This is a genomic window from Halanaerobium polyolivorans (genome assembly GCF_020711195.1).
Taxonomy (GTDB): domain Bacteria; phylum Bacillota; class Halanaerobiia; order Halanaerobiales; family Halanaerobiaceae; genus Halanaerobium; species Halanaerobium polyolivorans.
The window spans coordinates 1-19,741 of sequence record NZ_JAJFAT010000013.1 but is presented as its reverse complement, the minus strand read 5'-3'; the positions used below and the strand labels follow the sequence as shown (position 1 = coordinate 19,741).

The 19,741-nt window shown below is 33.7% G+C and carries 21 protein-coding genes; 13 read left to right on the top strand and 8 right to left on the bottom strand.

Annotated elements, in window-relative coordinates:
• Positions 1-79: 79 nt before the first annotated feature.
• From LJ207_RS09435 to LJ207_RS09420, 4 genes are all read right to left on the bottom strand, one after another.
• Positions 80-877: an ABC transporter ATP-binding protein gene (locus tag LJ207_RS09435; RefSeq protein WP_229346248.1), complete on the bottom strand. Its 798-nt coding sequence runs from the start codon at positions 875-877 to the stop codon at positions 80-82.
• A gap of 5 nt (positions 878-882) precedes the next feature.
• Positions 883-1,749: an ABC transporter permease gene (locus tag LJ207_RS09430; RefSeq protein WP_229346247.1), complete on the bottom strand. Its 867-nt coding sequence runs from the start codon at positions 1,747-1,749 to the stop codon at positions 883-885.
• 61 nt (positions 1,750-1,810) lie between these two features.
• Positions 1,811-2,779: an ABC transporter substrate-binding protein gene (locus LJ207_RS09425; protein ID WP_229346246.1), complete on the bottom strand. Its 969-nt coding sequence runs from the start codon at positions 2,777-2,779 to the stop codon at positions 1,811-1,813.
• 283 nt (positions 2,780-3,062) lie between these two features.
• The gene (locus LJ207_RS09420) at positions 3,063-3,470 is read right to left on the bottom strand and encodes a HutP family protein (protein WP_229346245.1); all 408 of its coding nucleotides are present in this window, start codon (positions 3,468-3,470) and stop codon (positions 3,063-3,065) included.
• A 164-nt stretch (positions 3,471-3,634) separates the two neighbouring features.
• Here LJ207_RS09420 and LJ207_RS09415 point away from each other — a divergent pair, with 164 nt between their 5' ends.
• Positions 3,635-4,153, top strand: a complete 519-nt coding sequence (locus LJ207_RS09415) for a manganese efflux pump MntP (RefSeq protein WP_229346244.1) — start codon at positions 3,635-3,637, stop codon at positions 4,151-4,153.
• 27 nt (positions 4,154-4,180) lie between these two features.
• On the opposite strand, the gene rlmD is transcribed toward LJ207_RS09415, so the two are convergent.
• A complete protein-coding gene (gene rlmD / locus LJ207_RS09410) occupies positions 4,181-5,347 on the bottom strand; it encodes a 23S rRNA (uracil(1939)-C(5))-methyltransferase RlmD (RefSeq protein WP_229346243.1) in 1,167 nt (388 codons plus the stop codon).
• An 88-nt stretch (positions 5,348-5,435) separates the two neighbouring features.
• Entirely contained in the window at positions 5,436-6,773 is a 1,338-nt protein-coding gene (locus LJ207_RS09405; RefSeq protein WP_229346242.1) for a sodium-dependent transporter, read from the bottom strand.
• 514 nt (positions 6,774-7,287) lie between these two features.
• On the opposite strand from LJ207_RS09405, the gene LJ207_RS09400 reads away from it, so the two are divergent.
• From LJ207_RS09400 to LJ207_RS09350, 11 genes are all read left to right on the top strand, one after another.
• Positions 7,288-7,674, top strand: a complete 387-nt coding sequence (locus tag LJ207_RS09400; RefSeq protein WP_369414178.1) for a P-loop NTPase — start codon at positions 7,288-7,290, stop codon at positions 7,672-7,674.
• Between the two features lies 1 nt (position 7,675).
• Positions 7,676-8,035, top strand: a complete 360-nt coding sequence (locus LJ207_RS09395) for a NifB/NifX family molybdenum-iron cluster-binding protein (RefSeq protein WP_229346240.1) — start codon at positions 7,676-7,678, stop codon at positions 8,033-8,035.
• A gap of 1 nt (position 8,036) precedes the next feature.
• A complete protein-coding gene (locus LJ207_RS09390) occupies positions 8,037-8,915 on the top strand; it encodes an ATP-binding protein (protein WP_229346239.1) in 879 nt (292 codons plus the stop codon).
• Positions 8,893-9,759, top strand: a complete 867-nt coding sequence (locus LJ207_RS09385) for an ATP-binding protein (RefSeq protein ID WP_229346238.1) — start codon at positions 8,893-8,895, stop codon at positions 9,757-9,759. Before LJ207_RS09390 ends, LJ207_RS09385 begins: the two co-directional genes overlap by 23 nt.
• A 1-nt stretch (position 9,760) precedes the next feature.
• Positions 9,761-10,135 carry a NifB/NifX family molybdenum-iron cluster-binding protein gene (locus tag LJ207_RS09380; protein ID WP_229346237.1) on the top strand — a complete coding sequence of 125 codons (375 nt, stop codon included), beginning with the start codon at positions 9,761-9,763 and terminating at the stop codon, positions 10,133-10,135.
• 88 nt (positions 10,136-10,223) lie between these two features.
• The gene (locus tag LJ207_RS09375) at positions 10,224-10,562 is read left to right on the top strand and encodes a DUF5320 domain-containing protein (protein ID WP_229346236.1); all 339 of its coding nucleotides are present in this window, start codon (positions 10,224-10,226) and stop codon (positions 10,560-10,562) included.
• 185 nt (positions 10,563-10,747) lie between these two features.
• The gene (locus tag LJ207_RS09370; protein WP_229346235.1) at positions 10,748-11,182 is read left to right on the top strand and encodes a MarR family winged helix-turn-helix transcriptional regulator; all 435 of its coding nucleotides are present in this window, start codon (positions 10,748-10,750) and stop codon (positions 11,180-11,182) included.
• A 4-nt stretch (positions 11,183-11,186) separates the two neighbouring features.
• The gene (locus tag LJ207_RS09365; RefSeq protein WP_229346234.1) at positions 11,187-12,839 is read left to right on the top strand and encodes a L,D-transpeptidase family protein; all 1,653 of its coding nucleotides are present in this window, start codon (positions 11,187-11,189) and stop codon (positions 12,837-12,839) included.
• Positions 12,840-12,856: 17 nt separating this feature from the next.
• Positions 12,857-13,504, top strand: coding sequence for a protein-L-isoaspartate(D-aspartate) O-methyltransferase (locus tag LJ207_RS09360; protein ID WP_229346233.1), 648 nt, complete (start codon positions 12,857-12,859; stop codon positions 13,502-13,504).
• 56 nt (positions 13,505-13,560) lie between these two features.
• Complete coding sequence (putP, locus tag LJ207_RS09355; RefSeq protein ID WP_229346232.1) at positions 13,561-15,018, top strand: sodium/proline symporter PutP; 1,458 nt, start codon at positions 13,561-13,563, stop codon at positions 15,016-15,018.
• A gap of 17 nt (positions 15,019-15,035) precedes the next feature.
• Positions 15,036-15,800, top strand: a complete 765-nt coding sequence (locus tag LJ207_RS09350) for an exodeoxyribonuclease III (protein ID WP_229346231.1) — start codon at positions 15,036-15,038, stop codon at positions 15,798-15,800.
• Positions 15,801-15,869: 69 nt separating this feature from the next.
• Here the strand turns inward: LJ207_RS09350 and LJ207_RS09345 are convergent, their stop codons facing one another.
• A complete protein-coding gene (locus LJ207_RS09345) occupies positions 15,870-17,105 on the bottom strand; it encodes an L-lactate MFS transporter (protein ID WP_229346230.1) in 1,236 nt (411 codons plus the stop codon).
• A gap of 205 nt (positions 17,106-17,310) precedes the next feature.
• On the opposite strand from LJ207_RS09345, the gene LJ207_RS09340 reads away from it, so the two are divergent.
• Positions 17,311-18,231 (top strand): diacylglycerol/lipid kinase family protein, encoded by a 921-nt coding sequence (locus tag LJ207_RS09340; RefSeq protein ID WP_229346229.1) that lies wholly within the window; start codon positions 17,311-17,313, stop codon positions 18,229-18,231.
• A gap of 2 nt (positions 18,232-18,233) precedes the next feature.
• Here LJ207_RS09340 and LJ207_RS09335 read toward each other — a convergent pair whose 3' ends face one another.
• Positions 18,234-19,553, bottom strand: a complete 1,320-nt coding sequence (locus LJ207_RS09335) for an RtcB family protein (RefSeq protein ID WP_229346228.1) — start codon at positions 19,551-19,553, stop codon at positions 18,234-18,236.
• Between the last annotated feature and the right edge of the window lie 188 nt (positions 19,554-19,741).

Below are 19,741 nucleotides of genomic sequence, written 5' to 3'. Positions count from 1 at the left end.
ATATGAAATTAAAAAAGCACCAAGCAAGTAATTGTTTGGTGCTAAAATTTTGCATATTATATTATTTAAGCAAATCAATTTAGACAGATAAAAGCATTCTATCATTGGTGAACTTACCACCATGTTTAACTTCAAACATTTTCATCAGTTTTTCTATTGTCAGCTTTCCTTTTTCCTCTGCTTTGATATCATAAATTATTTCTCCACCATCCATCATAATTAAACGGTTACCTAATTTAATGGCATCTTCCATATTATGAGTTATCATTAGAGTTGTAATATTATTATCATTAACCAGTTCTGCGGTTAGATTCTTAATCTTGATAGCTGTGGCCGGGTCAAGAGCTGCTGTATGTTCATCTAAAAGTAATAAATCTGGATTAGCTACAGTTGCCATTAAAAGTGTTAAAGCCTGTCTTTGTCCACCAGATAATAATTTCACCTTGGTAGTAAGTCTTTTTTCTAAACCTAAATCGATTTTTTCTAAATGTTCTCTCATTATTTTACGTTTACTTTTACTTAAGCCCCACCTTAAAGAAAGATTTTTAGTTTTAGATATTGCAAGTGAAAGATTTTCTTCAATAGTCATCTCAGGTGAAGTACCTGCCAGTGGATTTTGAAAAACTCTCCCAATATTTTTGGCACATTTATATTCGCATTTTTTTGTAATGTCCTTATTATCAAGAATAATTCTGCCTTTATCAACAGGGAAAACACCAGCGATGGAATTTAAAAGAGTAGATTTTCCTGCTCCATTACTACCTACAATAGTGATGAAATCACCGTTTTTAACATCTAAACTAATATTTTTAACTGCAGTATTCTCATTTGGAGTACCTTTATAAAATATTTTTGTTAAATTACTTATCTCTAGCATTTTTATCACCTCAATGCTTTTCTAATTCTGGGGGTTGATAGAAAGAAAATAACTAAAATAGCTGTTAAGAGTTTTAGGTCAGAAGCTGCAAGACCAAGGTTGAGTGCTATAGAAATACTAAAACGATAAACAATAGAACCAATAATAACTCCAAAAGTGGCAATAATCATTGACTTTGTTCCTATAATTACTTCACCAATTATTACAGAAGCAAGTCCTGCAATAATTGCACCGACACCCATATTAACATCTGCAAAGCCCTGGTATTGACCTACTAATGCACCTGATAAAGAAACTAAAGCATTAGAAATAATCAGTCCCAGCATTTTCATAGTATTAGTACTAATTCCCATACTTCTAATCATCTGGGGGTTATCTCCAGTTGCCCTCATTGCAAATCCTATTTGGGTATTGAGAAATGCATCAAGCAATAATTTAACAACCATTATGATTACCAAGAGTAAAAGTAGACTGTACCAGGGATATGAAATACCCAAATCTCTTACTTTAGTAAAGATATTTTCTCTTCCAAGCAAAGGAATATTTGGCCTTCCCATAACTCTTAAATTGATTGAATAAAGAGAAGTCATAGTTAAAATCCCGGCCAGAAGAGGAGCAATTTTTAACCTGGTATTTAAAAAACCAGTTATAAAACCAGCCCCTGCACCAGCTAAAAGAGCTGCCGCAAGAGAATAAAATGGATCATATCCTGCCATAATCATTCTGGCCGAGACAGCAGCTCCTAGCGGGAGACTGCCATCTACGGTCAAATCTGCAAAATCTAAAATTCTGAAAGATATAAAAACTCCAAGGGCCATAATTGAAAAAGCTAAGCCCTGTTCCAAGGATGTAATTGCAAAACCTAGACTCATAAGCCACCTCACACCATTTATACAAGATTATTTTAAATATTAATTATGATTTTTGCTTCAATTATTCGTAAATGACATCTGCTCTATCTAAAACACTTTCTGGAATATCGAGCTCTAAATTTGCAGCTGCTGTTTGATTAATATATAACTTAAGTTCTTCAGATGACTCTACTGACATTTGAGAAGTATCTTCTCCATTTAATACCCTAGCAGCCATCCTACCTGTTTGCATACCTAATAATTTATAATCTATACCAAGAGTTGCAATTGCTCCCTGTTCAACCTGTCCATTTTCTGAAGCAAAAACAGGAACATTATTATTATTTGTTATATTTAGGACTGAGGGTAAGGCTGAAACAATAATATTGTCTGTTGGGACATATATTGCATCAACTTTATCTACTAAAGAAGATGCTGCAAGTGTAACTTCACTACTGTTTGTAACTGTAGCTTCATGTAAGGTTATACCAAGCTCTTCTGCTGCTTCCTTAGCAATATCAACCTGAACTACGGAGTTTACTTCCCCTGGATTATAGAGAATACCTACATCCTGTGCATCTGGCATAAATTCTAAGATTAAAGCTAGTTGATCTGCTACTGGGTTCATATCTGTAGTACCGGTAATATTTGCCCCAGGAACTTCCATTGTGTCAACTATACCAGCTTCTACTGGATCGGTAACTGCAGTAAATAAAACTGGTGTATCAGTAATGACATTAGCAGTAGCCTGAGAATTTGGAGTCGCAATAGCTAAGATCATATCTAAATTTTGGGTCCTAAATCTCTGGGCAATAGATTGAGCAGTAGAAAAATCAGCTTGAGCATTCTGAACTATAAATTCTACCTTATCTTCTCCAAAACCTTCTTCAGCTAGTCCTTCAATAAAACCTTCTCTAGCAGAATCTAAGGCTGGATGTTCAACAAATTGAGAAATACCAATCCTTAAATTATCTTGGGCTGAAACATTAACAGCAAAAATCATAGTAAAAATAAGAACTAAAATTGATAAAGCAAATAAATTTTTTTTCATGATTGACTAATCCCCTTTCTAACTGGTAGTGGGGAATAAAAATTAGCTATAAAAACAAAAAAACACTCCTGGTGGAGTGTTAATAATAGTTAACAGCATGATTAGCTATAATCTGTCCTAATAAGTTAGATTATAGTAAAAATGCAGATAGCTATCCCTACAAATTCTCCTACCGTATTACCATGCTACCAGTTATATAATTTTCTTTATTATACTATTAATTACTCTCTATTGTCAATAGACTATGCTAATTAAAAACAATTATTAATATTAGACAATAATTTTAAAGTGAACGGTGGCTTAAGCCCATTGTCACTTCATTTAAATTAAACATTCCTACACCAAAAAATATTGCAACTACTATATGTTCACCACTACGGGCAAGACCAATCTTTCCACCGACATTTAAGCCCATTGTTCTCGGCATTATTTGAGAAATAGCATCATGAGCTGCCCCAGCTACTGCACCCTGAGCGACATGGGTATTATCAATTATATTTTCCCTTTTAGCTGCAATTACTGCTCTTTCGATGATATCAGGTACAGATTTATTAAATTCACCACCAAAATCAACTGCAGCGGTTTTAATATTTTCTTTGGCAAAATCTTTTTTCAATTGCTTTTCTTCTTCCCGAGTAGAAATTGCCATCTTGATAGCAGTTTTTGCAGTTTCTAAACTATTATGTTCCATTTTTATCTCTCCTATCTTAAAATTTTATTTTAAACTTTATATTATAATTATATCATAAAAATCAAATCTTGCAGCCTGAGCTTAAATAAACTATAATATAATTAAGTAATAAATATATAATTTCTGGAGGGATAAAGCTGAATATTATAGTTGTTGCAATCTCGATGGGTCTAGATGCTGCAGGAGTTGCATTAGGTATTGGATGTGGTAGTAAAACAACCCCTAAAGAAAGGGCTGCCGTAATTTTTTCTTTTGGCTTTTTTCAATTTTTATTTGCTTTGATAGGTGCTTTAGTTGGACATTTTATAGACACAATTTTTTTTGAAATTTCAAATTACTTTAGTGGGGGTATTCTTTTTTTACTTGGTATTTATTTAATTTATGAAGGCTGCCAAAATGAAGATGAATGTATTTTTATAAATTTAAATTTGATTACTATTATAGTACTCGGGATGAGTGTCAGCATAGATGCAATGGGGGCTGGTTTTTCACTTTTATTTAGATTAAGTTATTTAATGATGCTGAGAGATTCAATCATTATCGGTATTATAGCTTCAATTTTGACTGCTTTTGCTTTTAAAATTGTTTCTTATATTAAACATATAGAATTAGTAGAAAGATTTGCTAACTATTTAGGTGGAGCGATCTTGATTACTTTAGGAACAATTATAATCTTTGCCTAGAATAAAAGATTAAAGAGTTTAAACTCTTTAATCTTTTTTGAGTAATGAAATAACTTCCAGGTGTCTAGTGTGAGGGAACATGTCAACCGCTTTAAATTTTTCCAGCTTATAATTGTGGAGCTTTAATTCCTTGATATCTCTGGCTAAGCTTTTAGGATTACAGGATATATAGAGAATTTCTTTTGCCTTAATGCTGGCTATCTTATTTAAAGCCTTTGGATTAATTCCCGGTCTGGGAGGATCGATTATTATTAAATCAGCTTTATCTGTCAGCACCTCAATTTTTTCTAAAACATCTCCTGCAATATACTCTGTATTTGCCACATTATTTAATTCTGCATTTTCTTGGGCCCGCTTGATAGCTGCTTGATCAATGTCGATACCATATATTTTTGCGGCATTATCTGCAATTGATTGTGAAATGCTTCCAGCTCCACAATAAAGATCATAAATAGTTTTTTCAAGTGGATTATCTAGATACTTTTTAGCTTCTGCATAAAGAACTTCAGCTCCCAGGGTATTAGTTTGAAAAAATGATAGAGAATCAATTTTAAATTTCTTATCAAGCAGTTGATCATAAAAATATTTTCTGCCCTGATAAACGATCATTTCATCACAAACAACCTGATCGGAAAAATTATCATTGATTGTCTGAATAAATCCTACCAATTCACCTTTTAAATCCAGCTTATTAATTCTCTTCAGTAGAGGAGAGAAGTCATGATCTCTTTGAGAAGTTGTGATCAGGTTTGCTATTACTTCTCCTGTATTAATCCCTTTACGGATTACTAGATTGCGCAAAAATCCCTCTCTTAGTTTGATATGATATTTTTTAAAATCATGTTCCCTACAGTAATCTATAATCGTGCTTAAAATCTTTCTGAAATCTTGATCAACTAAAAGGCAGTTATCAACTGTGACAACATCATATCTTTTACCTCTAGGATGCATTCCCAGCTGTAATTTACCACCTTTTTTTAGATCGCCAAAGCTAAACTCCATATTATTTCTATATTCAAATATTTGTGGACTCTCAATTAATTTTTCAAATTTATCTATATCTAATTCTGCTGCTTTAAAAGTCTCTAATAAACTTTGTTTTTTTTCTTTGAGCTGTTCATTATAGTCAAGGTGCTGAATTGAACAGCCCCCACAATTATCATAATGAACACATAAATCTTTTTGATTAGCCAATATACTTTGCCCCTTTCAGCAAAAAAATTCCCCCAATAACCTTTAAAGGCTATTGGAGGTTTTTGTTTTTGTTAAATTATAATAGTCTTTAACCTGTAACAGTTTGGAAAATAGTTAGAGCCATGATTACAAAGATTGCTATAGGTGCAACATATTTAATCAATAGCGAATAAACATTACCTACCTTAACTTTCATTGAATTTCTGTTTGCTTCTTCAACAGCTTTATCAGTACCCCAATAATGACCGATAAAGATTGCTGTTAACATACCACCTGTTGGTAGTAAGATGAAGTTAGCTATCCAATCATAGGTATCTAGTACATCCATGCCTAAAAAGCTGAAGTCTGAAAGTGCACTATAACCTAAAACTGGTGGAAGACCAACTAAGAAGATAATAAATCCAATAATATAGGAAGTTTTCTTCCGTGGATATTCAAACTCATCAACAAGATAAGCAACTACAACCTCTAATAAAGATATAGCAGAAGTTAAAGCCGCAATTGAGAGAAGAGCAAAGAATAAGAATCCAAAGAATGCACCTAAAGGCATCTGACTAAAGACTGCAGGTAAGGTAATAAAGGTTAGACCAGGGCCAGCTGCTGGATCAAGACCAAAAGCAAAAACAGCAGGGAAGATTGCAAATCCAGAAAGGATAGCAATACCTGTATCAAAACCTAAAACATAACCAGCACTATCAGTTATACTCTCATCCTGACTAAGATAACTACCATAGGTAATCATAGCACCCATACCTAAACTAAGGGTAAAGAAGGCCTGTGAGATAGCATCATTAAAAGTCTGTAATGAGATTTGGCTAAAATCAGGACTTAAATAAAACTCTAATCCTGCTCCAGCACCCTCTAAAGTTAAAGATCTAAAGATCAAGACCACTAATAGAACAAATAAAATAGGCATCAATATTTTCACTACTCGCTGAATACCATTCACTACTCCAGCTCCAATAACCGATACGGTTAGAAGCATAAAAACAAAATGCCAGAAAATAGGTGAAAAAGTGCCACTTATATGGCCAACAAATAGTTCGGCGAAATCGGTTCCCGGTGCTAAACCAGTTACAGATTCTAACATATAAAATAGCCCCCAACCGGCTACAACTGAATAATAACTCAAGATAACAAATCCTGCTAATACACCTAAACCACCTACAAGCCACCAAGGTGTATCTGGAGCTAATTTTTTGAAAGCTCCAACCGGATTTCTTTCAGTTTTACGACCGATTGTCATTTCTGAAACTAAAACTGGATAACCTATAAAAATAATTGCAGCTAGATAAATAAGTAAAAATATAGCTCCTCCATTTGTCCCAGCAACAAACGGAAATCTCCAAATGTTTCCCAATCCAATTGCAGAACCTGATGCCGCTAAAATAAAACCAAGTTTCGATGTCCAATTTTCTCTTTGCATTTGTACTACCTCCTCGTTAAATTCAAACTACTCTAAATTACTAATTATTTTATCATAGATAAGTAAAATCATCAATTTTTTTCATAAATTATGTTATTATAAACTATATTTTAAATTATCAAGCAAAAATTGGGTTTTATAATGGGCTTTTTTACAGTTAAATTAACTGTGCAAAATTGTTTTAAAATATCTTCTTTCTATTTATATAATATATTTAGGTTAAAAGCTTAAATACAATAATCTAAGCTGGGAGGAATGTGTTATGGAATAAATTTTTAAAAGAAGAAGTATTAGAAAATATCATGCTAAAAATGTTGAAAAGGAAAAAAGTCCTTTAGATCGGTACAGCAAAAGTATAGTCCATTCCGAAAGCTGGTAAAGTGAGTATTATTTCATCTAGGCCGCAGTTAAAAGCTGCGGTTATTTTTTTTGCTTGCAGATATTTTAAAAAAATGTTATAGTTAAGATAGAAATGAACAAATGACCATAACTAATTTGAGAAGTAGCTGGTAGAATTGGTGCAATGGCCAAAAAAATGAATTCAGAGGTGCTGGGAGTAGTCGAGAACATGGCTTATTATCAATGTTTAGAGTGTGGGCATAAAGACTATATATTTGGAGAAAATGGTGGGGAGAGCCTGGCAACTTCTATGCAAAGTGAGCTGTTAGGAAAACTGCCATTAGTTTCGGAACTTCGCCACCGTAGTGATAGAGTGAAAGCCTGCTCGCAAACCTCGTGGGCTTGCCCCGAGGAGGGTCAATCAGGAAAACCGATGATTTTCGATGAGCCGGAGGCAGATATTTCACAGGAGTTTTTTAATATTGCTAAAAGGCTGGCTGAAAAAGCAGCTGGATTTGATGAAAATATTGAACCACTTAAATTAAAGATGGAGGTTGAATAAAATGAAAATATTGATTCCTGCAGTTAAGGTTGGTAGTTTTGAGACTGAAATTCATGAGAATTTTGGGAGAGCAGAATTTTTTGCAATTGTAGATAGTGAAAATAATCGGCTTAGCTTTATTAGTAATACAGCTAAAAATCAGAGTAGTGGAGCAGGTGTTGCTGCTGCCCAACTTTGTGTTGATAAAGAGGCTGATGTAGTTATGGGCTATCATTTTGGGCCAAAAGCTTATCAGGCTTTAAAAGCTGCTGGGATTAAAGTTTTGGATTTAGATCAGCAAAAACTGCTTAAAGAAGCATATAATGATTATAAAAGTGGGGAATTAGTTGAAGCTCAAGCTGGCCCAGGAGCTCATCATTAAGATGGCCCAGCAGCTATCAATATCAATTTTAAGTGGGAAAGGTGGTACAGGAAAAACTACTTTAGCTGTTAACCTTGCTCTTTCTCTTACTAATGTTCAGCTTCTTGATGCAGATGTAGAAGAGCCCAATGATTATCTTTTTATCTCTCCAGATATAAAAAACAAAGAAGAAGAATCAGTGAGGCGATTAATTCCAGAAATTGATGCTGAAAAATGTACAGCTTGTCGTCGCTGTGTTGATTTTTGTCAATATAATGCTTTGGCATTAATTTTGGATAATGTTTTAGTTTTTGAAGAAGTCTGTCACAGCTGTGGTGGTTGTAAAATAGTATGTCCAGAAAATGCAATCAAAGAAAAAGCAAGAGAATTAGGAAAACTCCGGCATGACAAAAGAAAGAATTTAGATTTCTGGGAAGGTGAATTAAATACCGGAGAAGAAAAAGCAGTCCCAGTAATTGAAAAATTAAAAACAAAAGCTGATCATAATAAGAATATTATTATTGATGCACCACCAGGTACTAGCTGTCCAAGTATTGCAGCAATCACAGATACCGATTTTACTGTTATCGTAACAGAAGCTACTATTTTTGGACTTCATGATCTTAAAATGGTAATTGAAATGTTAAATGAGATTAAACAACCTTTTGCCGTAGTAATTAACAAGGCAGAGTCAGATTCTGATTTTTTAATCGAAGATTATTGTAATTCTGAAGGAATAGAAATTTTAATGAAGATTCCCTTTTCAAGAAAAATTGCAGAATTGTATTCTAATGCCCTACCCTTTGTTAAAGAAATAGCTGGCTGGGAAAATAAGTTTAAGGCTTTAGCTGCAAAGATTATCGAGGAGGCCGGTAAAAATGAAAGAAATTACAGTAATTAGTGGTAAAGGAGGAACTGGAAAAACAACCTTTACAGCTAATTTGGCCTCATTATTAGATAATTTAGTTCTAGCTGATTGTGATGTTGATGCACCTAATTTGCATCTTTTATTAAAAATAGAAAATAATCAAGCAGAAAGTTATAAAGGTGCTAAATTAGCGGTGAAAAACCAGGATTTATGTATAAATTGTGCTAAATGCTATGATTACTGCCGTTTCAAGGCAATCACTGCTGAGACTTTTGAGATTAAAGATCTAAAATGTGAAGGTTGTGGTGTATGTGTGGAAGTTTGTCCAACTGAAGCCTTAAGACTTGAAGAAATAGAAACTGGAACAGTTTATCAAGCAATAAGTGATTTAGGAGATATAATTCATGCTCGCTTGATTCCCGGGGCTGATACTTCAGGTAAGCTAGTAAGTGAAGTTAAGAAAAAGGCTTCTGAATTAGCAGAAAAAAAGAAAAAAGACTGGATCTTGATTGATGGTTCTCCAGGTATCGGCTGTCCGGTAATCGCTTCTTTAAATGGCTCAGATATGGCAGTATTAGTTACTGAAGCTACTCTTTCTGGCTTTTCAGATTTAAAAAGAGTTATAGAAGTAGTTAACCATTTTAAAATTCCTGCTGGACTTGTCATTAATAAATATGATTTAAATACAGAAATTAGTCAAAAAATTGAAAACTATTGTCAGGATTTAGGAATAGAAACTTTAACTAAGATTCCTTATAGTCGAGTTATAGTAGAATCATTAAAAAAAGGAGAGCTTTTTGTTAATAATGATCAGGACTTGAGAAATAAAATGCTTAAAGTGAAATTAAAAATAAAAGAAACCTTGGAGGTTAGATAAAATGAAAAAAATAGCTATACCTGTAAATGGAGAGAATATTTCTGCTCATTTCGGTCATGCACCAGCTTTTAATCTTTATACTGTAGATAATGAAGAAATAAAAAATGAAGAAGAGATTGAAAACCCAGGTCATCAACCTGGATTACTACCTAAGCTTTTAAATGAAGCTGGAGCTGATCTGGTTATTTCATCTGGGATGGGTCAAAAAGCAATTGCCATTTTTGCAAAAAACAATATCGATGTTATATGTGGTGCAAAAGGCAATGCCAGAAAGGCAGTTGAAGAATTTCTTCACGGCAAGCTGGCAAAATCTGATAATAACTGCAGCCATGGGGAAGAAGGGCACCATCATAACGGCTCAGCTCATCATCACTAAAATAATTCTTGACATATGCTCAAAATAAAGTTATAATATAAATAGAAGAAATGAGCATATGTTCAAAAACTAAGTGAGGTGATTAATTATGCCTAGAGGAGACAGAACAGGTCCAGAAGGTAGAGGTCAAATGACTGGCAGAGGACTTGGCTTTTGTGCTGACTATGATGAAGCAGGATTTACTGCTGATGCCGTTCCCTGTGGTAGAGGTAGGGCTTTCAGAAATAGAGCTGCCTCTGAGAGACCAAGAAGACGTTTTGCTAGATCTCGTTTAAGAGGAAGTGATATTCCCGAAAATGAATATAAGGGAAAAGCTGAAGTTGAAAGAAGAAATGAGACAGTTAACCGTTTAGAAAATCTTATTAGAAAGCTCAGCAGTGAATTAGATAGTTTGAAAAATGAGATAAAAGAATTAAAAAACAATTAAATATTATTAACCCAAATCTCCCGTTTTATCGGGAGATTTTCTTTTTTGAAAAACTTACAATTTCTCTCAGTACCGGTTTAGAAAAGCCTATACTGCTTGTTTTTATAATTATATTATTATATAATATTTATGAATTAGAAGAAAGTTTAATTTTTCATAATTATTTAAGTCAAAGGATGTTGAAATTGGAAGATAATATTAATATCAAGATTGAAGAGAAGATTAGAAACATTTCTAAATATTTAAATGAATATACCAAAGACCAGCTTAAATGTCATAATTTAACTCTGGGACGTTTTCATGTGATGCGGGTGATTATAAAATCAGAACCGGTTAGTATGGGAGATATCCATCATGAGTTACACATGGCTAATAGTACTGTTACTGTTATCGTTGACTATTTAAATGAAGCTGAACTTGTAAAAAGGTATAGAGACCCTGAAGATAGAAGGGTTGTCTTGCTTGAGCTAACAGATAAAGGAAGAAAAATTATGGAAAGCCTGCTGGAAAAAAGACAGGATTTCATGAAAAGAGCGCTGCTGGATATGGAGGATTGTGCTGAAGAACTTTATCTCAATTTAGAAAGACTGCTCAAAAAAATAGAAAAGATGTATCAATAATGGAGTGATTTATTTGAGGAAAAAAACACTAATTATTATAATAGCTATTTCTATATTATTTTTACTTGGCTTTAACAGTTCTGCTGATCTAAATTTAAGTTTATCAATTCGTAATCATTTAGTTGTTCTAGAGGATAGAGATGGACAATTTCCTGAAGATCAAAAAGCAAATCATTACCAAGAACTAGCTGATTTTTATGAGAGTAATGATTATAAAGCGGTCTGGCTTGATCAAGATGGCTTTTCTGATGAGGTAGAAAAATTAATAAAAGAAATAGAAGCCAGTTATTATGAGGGTCTGGATCCAGAGGATTATCATTTGGAATTTATAAAAGATTATATAGCTGAAAACGATATTTTTGCTGAAGAAAACACAAATAAAAGAGCAGTGATAGATATTTATTTAAGTGATGCCTATTTTAGTCTAGCTTCAGATTATTTAGGTGGTAAACTTGATCCAGAAGTTGTTTTAGAAGAAGGTGATTTTAGTAGAAGTAGAATTGATAATTCAGAAATATTTGCTGATCTTAGCAGTGAAAATATAACTGCTAATTTACAGACTAAATTACCGAACTCAAATTATTATCAGAGATTAAAACACAAACTATATATTTATAGAGATTCCGGAGAGATCTTAGAGTGGCCTGAGGTTGAATCAGAAGATTTATTAGCCCAAGGTTCAGTAGGTAAAAAAGTATCACAACTAAGTAATAATTTAATTAATAGAGGTTATCTCAATCAAGAAAGTATTAGTGATAAAAGCTATTTCGGGCCTGAATTAAGAGCTGCAGTTAGAGAATTTCAAGTTAATCATGGTTTAAATGATGATGGCATAGTTGGGCCTAAAACTATTGAAGCTTTAAATATACCTTATGATAAAAGGGTTCAACAAATTATTATCAATATGGAAAGATGGCGCTGGCTGCCCAGAGATTTAGGTGATAAATATATATATGTAAATATTTCTGATTATAGTTTAAATGTTTATGAAAATAATAATATCATTATGGATATGAAAACCATAGTTGGGAATGAGCAGCGCAAAACACCGGTTTTTAGTGATAGAATAAGATATTTAGTTTTTAATCCTTACTGGTATGTACCCAAATCAATAGCTGTAGAAGATATATTACCTTCAATTCAAGAAGATATAGCTTATTTAGAAGAAAATAATTATAGTGTTTTTGCCTATAATAGCAATAATACTTTAAGCAGAGTTGAGGCTGAAGAAATTAACTGGCAGGAGATAGATGAAGATAATTTTGATTTTTTAATCAGACAGGATCCTGGTGATAATAATTCTCTTGGCCGGGTCAAATTTATGTTTCCAAATAGATTCAGTGTTTATTTACATGATACTCCAAGCAGATATTTATTTGATGAAACAGAAAGAGGTTTTAGCTCTGGTTGTATTAGAATAGAAAAACCTATAGAATTAGCCCTATATTTACTCAAAGACCAGGAGGAATGGGATAGAGAAAGTATAGAAGAAATTATGCAGAAAGATAATGAAGAAACAATTTATTTAAATGAACCCTTTCCCATTTATCTTCAATATAATACAGCCTGGGTCGATAATATAGGTAATTTAAATTTTCGCAAAGATATATATGATAGGGATAAAATATTAATTGAACATTATTTTGAAAATCAATAAAAGGCGGAGGGATTAAAATGACTGAAGACTTCAGAGAACTTCGCGAAAAAATGGTTAAGACTCAACTAATAAGAAGGGGAATAGAAGCTGAGCAGGTAATAAAAGCATTTAAGAAGGTCCCCAGAGAAAAATTTGTAGATTCCAGGTATCAAAACAGTGCTTATAATGATTCACCTTTACCTATAGACAAAGATCAAACTATCAGCCAGCCCTATATTGTAGCCTATATGATCGAGAAACTTGCTTTAGATGAAAATAGTAGGGTTTTAGAAATCGGTACAGGTTCTGGCTATGCTGCAGCCGTATTAGCGGAAATCGCTGCAGAAGTTTATACTATAGAAAGGTTTGAAGTCCTGGCTGAAAAAGCTTCGAAAAGATTTAATAGTTTGGGTTATGATAATGTAAAAGTTAAGGTGGGGGATGGAACATTAGGCTGGGAGGAACATGCCCCTTATGATGGGATTGTGGTTTCTGCGGCTGCTCCTCATGTTCCCCAGAAATTAAAAGAACAGTTAGCTGAAAATGGAAAGATGATTATTCCTGTAGGTGAAAAGAGGGGTGTTCAGCAGCTGAAAATAATCAGCAAAAAAAATGGTAAACTTAGCGAAGAAAGCTTAGATTATGTAAGGTTTGTACCTTTAACAGGTGAGAATGGCTGGAGTTAGGTTTTAGTTTTAGACTTTAAATAAAATATAAAGAGAAGATAGGAGTGTAGTATTCAATGTCAGCAACTTTAACGTCTTTTTCGATTTATCTAGTATTTTTAATGAGTGTTGGTGTCTTTTTCTACAAAAAAACTGCCAGTTTAGAAGATTATTTAATTGGTGGTAGAGCAATGGGGAGTTGGGTTACCGCCCTTTCTGCTCAGGCTAGTGATATGAGCGGCTGGTTATTAATGGGACTGCCTGGAGCAGTATATCTGGGAGGAGTTGGGCAGGCCTGGATAGCGATTGGACTTTTTATTGGTACTGTTTTAAACTGGCAGTATGTTGCAGCAAGGCTGAGAGTTTATACAGAAAAAACTGATTCGATGACCCTACCATCTTTTTTTGAAGATCGTTTTGGTGATGATACAGGGATGCTGAGAATTTTTTCAGCTGTTGTAATATTATTATTTTTTACAATTTATTCAGCTTCAGGCCTGGTAGCTTCAGGAATATTATTTGAGTCATTATTTAATATTGATTATAATCTGGCAGTTATGTTAGGTGGCCTGGCAATAGTACTTTATACTTTTCTGGGAGGTTTTATGGCTGTTTCCTGGACAGACTTCTTTCAGGGGATCTTAATGTTTTTTGCCATTACTATAGTACCGGCTGTTGCCTTTGGTCATATCGGTGGGATGAGTGCTATAACAGAGGCAGCTGTAGAAAATGGCCTTTCTCTTTCTCTCTTACCGGAAGGAATTACGATCACTGCCATAATTTCTGCTGCAGCCTGGGGATTAGGATATTTTGGTCAACCACATATACTGGCCCGCTTTATGGGAATAGATAGCATTAAAAAGGTTGCACCTGCTAAAAAAATTGCAGTAATCTGGGTTGCTATTTCTTTGACAGCTGCTGTTTTTGTGGGAATTATTGGGGTGCCGATGTTTCCCAATCTTGCTGATAGTGAAACAGTTTTTATTCAGATGATTGCAGAACTTTTTAATCCCTGGTTAGGTGGAGTTTTGTTGGCTGCTATTTTATCAGCGATAATGTCTACAATTGATTCCCAGCTTTTAGTATCTTCTTCTACCTTAACAGAAGACTTTTATACAAAAATTATCAGTAGAGAAGCTTCTGAAAAAGAAAAAATGTGGGTTGGTAGGGGATTTGTAATTTTAATTGCAATTATTGCCTTTGTTTTGGCTTTAAATCCGGATAATACCGTTTTAGATTTAGTAGCTTATGCCTGGGCCGGTCTGGGGGCTGTATTTGGTCCACCGGTACTTTTCTCCCTCTTTTATAAGAAGACATCCTGGCAGGGAGTATTAGCTGGTATGATTGCTGCTACAATTACCGTTATTGTCTGGCAGGAAACAGGCTTGGGTGCTCATTTATATGAAATAGTTCCTGGATTTTTGATAAATGTAATTGTTATTTATCTTTTTAGCAAGCTATTTAAACAGGATGATCAAGCAGTTTTAAATGAATTCGAAACTGTAGAAGAAATATATCAAAGAGATATTATTTAAAATTATGGAGGTATTTGATGCGTATTTATTCTTGGAATGTCAATGGAATCAGAGCTGTAAACAGAAAAGGCTTTTTAGACTGGCTCGAAGAAGAACAGCCTGATCTTCTAGCTTTACAGGAAATAAGGATCCAGCCTGAACAGCTTAAAGATAAGCTCAAAAATATAGATGGTTATCATAGTTATTTTAATTATGGAGAAAAAGCCGGATATAGTGGAGTGGCTATCTATAGTAAAGAAGAACCGCTGAATGTCTGGAGAGGATTTGGAATAGAAAGATTTGATTATGAAGGTAGAGTAATTGCTGCAGAATATCCAGAATTTTATCTGCTTAATATATATTTTCCCAATGGTAAAAGCAGTAAAGAAAGGTTAAATTATAAGCTTGATTTTTATGATGCAACTTTAGAATATGCCGAAGAATTGAGAGAAGAGGGAAAAGGGGTAGTAATATCTGGAGATTATAATACTGCTCATCATCCTCTAGACCTAAAAAATCCAGCTGCCAATAAAAATACATCTGGTTTTCTGGAGATAGAAAGAGAATGGCTCGATAAGCTTGAAAATCACGGCTTTATAGATACATACCGCTATTTTTATCCAGAAAAGGAGACCTATTCCTGGTGGAGCTATAGAACCAGGGCCAGAGAAAGAGATGCTGGCTGGAGAATAGATTACCACTTTATATCTGAAGAGTTAGAAGATAATTTAAATCACTCTGATATATTAACAGATGTCATGGGTTCTGATCACTGTCCGGTTACTGTTGACTTAGAATTTTAAATCTAAACAATTATTAAGAGCCTTCTAAAAGTCTCTATTGACTTAGAAGGCTCTTTTTGCGTTAATTTGCTATTTGAGTTCACGGGCCTGTTTTTGATCTAAATATTTAATTGAGATAAATATCCCTAATAGTGCTAAGATTATTGTAGGATAAAAGACAAAACTATAACTGCCAAAAATATCTCTGATACTTCCGGAAACCAGATTACCTATAATTGCTCCTACACCATAAGCAGTAAATAAATAGCCATAGTTTTTACTGTAATGTCTGCTGCCAAAGAAAATTGCAGTTGAAGCTGGAGCAATAGCCAGCCAGCCTCCTAAATTAAGCCAAAATAAAGCAAAAGATATTAGATAGATAACAGGATTTCCATTTGCATTCAAAAGCATTAAAACAGAGGCAATAATTATTAAGCTAAAAGAAAGAATAGCTGTTTTTTGTGGTTTTATTTTATCTGTTAAAGCACCAAAAATTGGCCTGCCAATTCCATTGAAAATCGCAAAAATAGAGACGAAGATTGAGGCTGTAGTGGGGTTTAGGTTGATAAGCTCTTCGGCAACAGGACTTGAAATACCAATAGCCATTAAACCAACCACAGTTCCAATTGTAAAACAGCCCCAGAGAGCATAAAAACTTTTCTTTTTCATCATTTCTTTAGGCTCAAGTTGTTTTATTAAAGTAGAGGTGTTTTGATCGGTTTCTGATTGTTCTTCAAATCTAGCCGGAAATTTCAATGGTAAAGCAAGTACTGTTATAATCAAGGCAAAGGCTATTCCTAAAACTTTAAAAGTTGTAAAAGGCCCAAAGTTGCTTATCAGCCAGTTTGCTACAGGAGCAGTTAAAAACGGAGAGAACCCAAAGCCCCCCAAAGTTAAACCAACAGCCAGGCCCTTTTTATCTGGAAACCATTTTGCAGCAACCGCCATTGGGGCACCATAAGCTATCCCAACCCCAATTCCACCAAGCACCCCATAGGTAAGGGTTAACAAAATAATATTTGCCGTAAAACCAGATAGAAACCAGGCTACACCGATAAATATTCCACCTAAAATGGTCATTATTTTGGGACCATATTTATCAATATAATTACCGGCAAAAGGCATTGTAATTGCATAAAAAACTAAAAAGAACATATATGGTAAAGAACTCTGGGTAGCTGAAATATTAAAAGCTGTTTCGATTGGTTTTCTGAAAATACTCCAGGAATAGATAGTCCCCATACACATAAAAATAACCAAACCAAGTGGTATATAAATCCAGCGACTTTTTTCTTCTTTAATTAAAGACGAGTTGTTTTTTTCCATTTTTCCTCCCCTAAAGATTAAATTTACTTTAATTGCTTAAAAAACTATAATTTTCTCTAAGATTAAGTTATGATATAATATAAATATAAATTTTCACATATTAAAATATTAACATAAGTTTTAAACTTCATCAAGTTAAACCACTGAAATATAAGTAGACTTCTAAATAGCTTTTAGAATAGAAAAGTGAGTGGAGGTAATTAATTTGCAAAAAATATTAGCTATAGTTAATCCAGTTTCAGCCGGCTGCAAAACTAAAAAAAATTGGCCAAAATATAAAAAGATATTTTTAAATAATAATATTAATTTAGATGAGCAATTTACTACTCATCCAGAGCATGCGATTAAGATTGCAGAAGCAGCTGTAAAAAATTCTTATGATTATATTTTGGCAGTTGGAGGAGATGGTACTGTTAATGAAATTATTAATGGAATAATAATGGCTGGTGGATTGGATAATATCAAGCCTAAATTAATAATCTTTGCTCAGGGTACAGGCTCAGATTTAATCAGAAGTCTAAATATTAGCTCAGATATAAACGAAGTAATTGAAATAATAAAAAGAAAAAAAGTTAAATATCTAGATCTGGTCAAGGTTGAATATTTAGCTCACAGTGGTGAGGAAAAAACAAGGTATTTTATAAATGTAGGAGATTGTGGGCTGGGAGCAGAGGTAGTATACAGGGTTAATAAAAGCAAAAAAATTATCGGGGGTAGTTTTTCTTATTTATTAGCTGTATTTACCACTTTGCTTAAATATAAAAATAAGTCTGCCGAGCTTGTAGTAGATGGTAAAAATGTCTTTTCCGGCAATTTAAGTAATGTAATTATCGCCAATGGAAAATATTTTGGTGGGGGAATAAAGGTTGCTCCCCAGGCTGAATTAGATAATGGTAAATTAAATATAATTTTATTAAAAGATTTTAATAAATTATCAATAGCCTATAATTTATTCAAAGCCTATGATGGGGAGCATTTGGGTCATCCTTTGGTTGAATCTCTAACAGGAGAAAATATAAAGATTTCTGCTGAAGAAAAAATAGCTATTGAAGTTGATGGAGAAACTGTTGGAACTTCTCCGGTCAGCTTTTCCGTTTATAAGCAGAAAATGCCAATTTTAGTTTAATTTTAACCCTTTATAACTGCTGCCGGCTCGAACTTGGCAACAGCTTTAGCAAGTTCGGTTTTTTCTAGAGCATCTATTACAATGTTAATATCTTTGTAGGCCAGTGGTGATTCATCTAAAATACTATCACTTGAACTATGATAAAGTTTTACAGTTCCCATGCTGTTAAAATGATCTTTTTGGCTAATATCTTTTTTGGCCTGACTGCGGCTCATTTTCCTGCCTGCACCATGAGCAGTAGAATAATAGGAAAGTTCATTTGCTTTGGAATTTTGGGCTTTGATTAAATAGCTAAAAGTACCCATTGAGCCTGGTATTAAAGCTATACCGTCCTTTGCTAACTTGCAGGCGCCTTTGCGGTGGACTAGTACTTCTTCTCCTTGATATAATTCTTTTTTGGCAATATTGTGGGTAATATCATAAAAGAGATCAAAGCTTTCTTGAGGATAAAATTCTTTGATAATATGGCGGAGATTATGAGCAATCAAATGCCGGTTTGCAAAGGCAAAATTGGCTGCTGCTGCCATAGCTTTTTTATAATTTATTCCTCCTTCAGAGTTGATTTTAAATGAAGCAAGATTTTTTGTAGGAGTTTTTACTCCTGATTTTTTGGCAATATTGCTGTAGTGTTTGGCAATTTGGTGACCAAAAGCTCTTGAACCTGTGTGAATCATAAAAACTAACTGATCCTCAAATAATCCACAATCTTTGGCATAAACTTCTTTAACCCTCTGCAATTCTAAAAAGTGATTGCCACTACCAAGGGTTGCAAGTTGATTAAAAGCTCTTTCAATTGCTTTTTCGGGAACAGCTTCTGCATCTGCTCCTTCTATAAAACCATTATCTTCACAAGCATTAATATCATTTTTATTTCCGATCCCTTTTTCATTTACCAGATAGGGAACACCATGGTTTAGTATTTCTTTGAACTCGTTTTTATTAAAAATATTTTCTTTTTCTTCCCCAACTCCAGCCGGTATTTTTATTTGTGCTTTTCTCATTATTTTTTCTAAGTTATTTTGGAGCTGAGAAAACTCTAATTGAGTTGTCATCAATCTAACTCCACAATTAATGTCAAAACCAACTGCACCTGGAGAAATTATGCCATCATTGATGCGCGAAACCATTATTCCACCGATTGGAAGTCCATAACCCTGGTGAAGATCCGGCATTCCAACAACAGCGATGATTCCCGGTATTTTACTAGCATCAAAAAGCTGTTTTAAAGCAGTAGCTTCGATTTCATCATAGATCAATTCAGAAGCAAAGAGGCGAACATCACACTGCATTTCTCCTTCGGCTGGAAAATTATAAAATTTCATTTTGGCCTCCTTAATTATGCTTGTTTACTTAGTTTGAGAAAGTGAAAAATAAATCTCTTTCTAAGTTCATAATATGAAATTATTACTCTTATTGCAAGCTTTCTTTGCCCCGTTAGTGTAAAATTACTTTTGGAGATTCAAAACTGAATCATAAAAAAAATAGAAAGAAGACTCCCTTTTTGATAAAA

Excerpts from the sequence above, each read along its gene's own strand:
- LJ207_RS09360 (WP_229346233.1), top strand. The coding sequence starts at position 12,857 with ATGACTGAAGACTTCAGAGAACTTCGCGAAAAAATGGTTAAGACTCAA.
- LJ207_RS09430 (WP_229346247.1), bottom strand. The coding sequence starts at position 1,749 with ATGAGTCTAGGTTTTGCAATTACATCCTTGGAACAGGGCTTAGCTTTT.
- LJ207_RS09375 (WP_229346236.1), top strand. The coding sequence starts at position 10,224 with ATGCCTAGAGGAGACAGAACAGGTCCAGAAGGTAGAGGTCAAATGACT.
- LJ207_RS09395 (WP_229346240.1), top strand. The coding sequence starts at position 7,676 with ATGAAAATATTGATTCCTGCAGTTAAGGTTGGTAGTTTTGAGACTGAA.
- putP (WP_229346232.1), top strand. The coding sequence starts at position 13,561 with ATGTCAGCAACTTTAACGTCTTTTTCGATTTATCTAGTATTTTTAATG.
- LJ207_RS09390 (WP_229346239.1), top strand. The coding sequence starts at position 8,037 with ATGGCCCAGCAGCTATCAATATCAATTTTAAGTGGGAAAGGTGGTACA.
- LJ207_RS09380 (WP_229346237.1), top strand. The coding sequence starts at position 9,761 with ATGAAAAAAATAGCTATACCTGTAAATGGAGAGAATATTTCTGCTCAT.
- LJ207_RS09335 (WP_229346228.1), bottom strand. The coding sequence starts at position 19,553 with ATGAAATTTTATAATTTTCCAGCCGAAGGAGAAATGCAGTGTGATGTT.
- LJ207_RS09405 (WP_229346242.1), bottom strand. The coding sequence starts at position 6,773 with ATGCAAAGAGAAAATTGGACATCGAAACTTGGTTTTATTTTAGCGGCA.
- LJ207_RS09425 (WP_229346246.1), bottom strand. The coding sequence starts at position 2,779 with ATGAAAAAAAATTTATTTGCTTTATCAATTTTAGTTCTTATTTTTACT.
- LJ207_RS09435 (WP_229346248.1), bottom strand. The coding sequence starts at position 877 with ATGCTAGAGATAAGTAATTTAACAAAAATATTTTATAAAGGTACTCCA.
- LJ207_RS09385 (WP_229346238.1), top strand. The coding sequence starts at position 8,893 with ATGAAAGAAATTACAGTAATTAGTGGTAAAGGAGGAACTGGAAAAACA.
- LJ207_RS09345 (WP_229346230.1), bottom strand. The coding sequence starts at position 17,105 with ATGGAAAAAAACAACTCGTCTTTAATTAAAGAAGAAAAAAGTCGCTGG.
- LJ207_RS09420 (WP_229346245.1), bottom strand. The coding sequence starts at position 3,470 with ATGGAACATAATAGTTTAGAAACTGCAAAAACTGCTATCAAGATGGCA.
- LJ207_RS09350 (WP_229346231.1), top strand. The coding sequence starts at position 15,036 with ATGCGTATTTATTCTTGGAATGTCAATGGAATCAGAGCTGTAAACAGA.
- LJ207_RS09415 (WP_229346244.1), top strand. The coding sequence starts at position 3,635 with ATGGGTCTAGATGCTGCAGGAGTTGCATTAGGTATTGGATGTGGTAGT.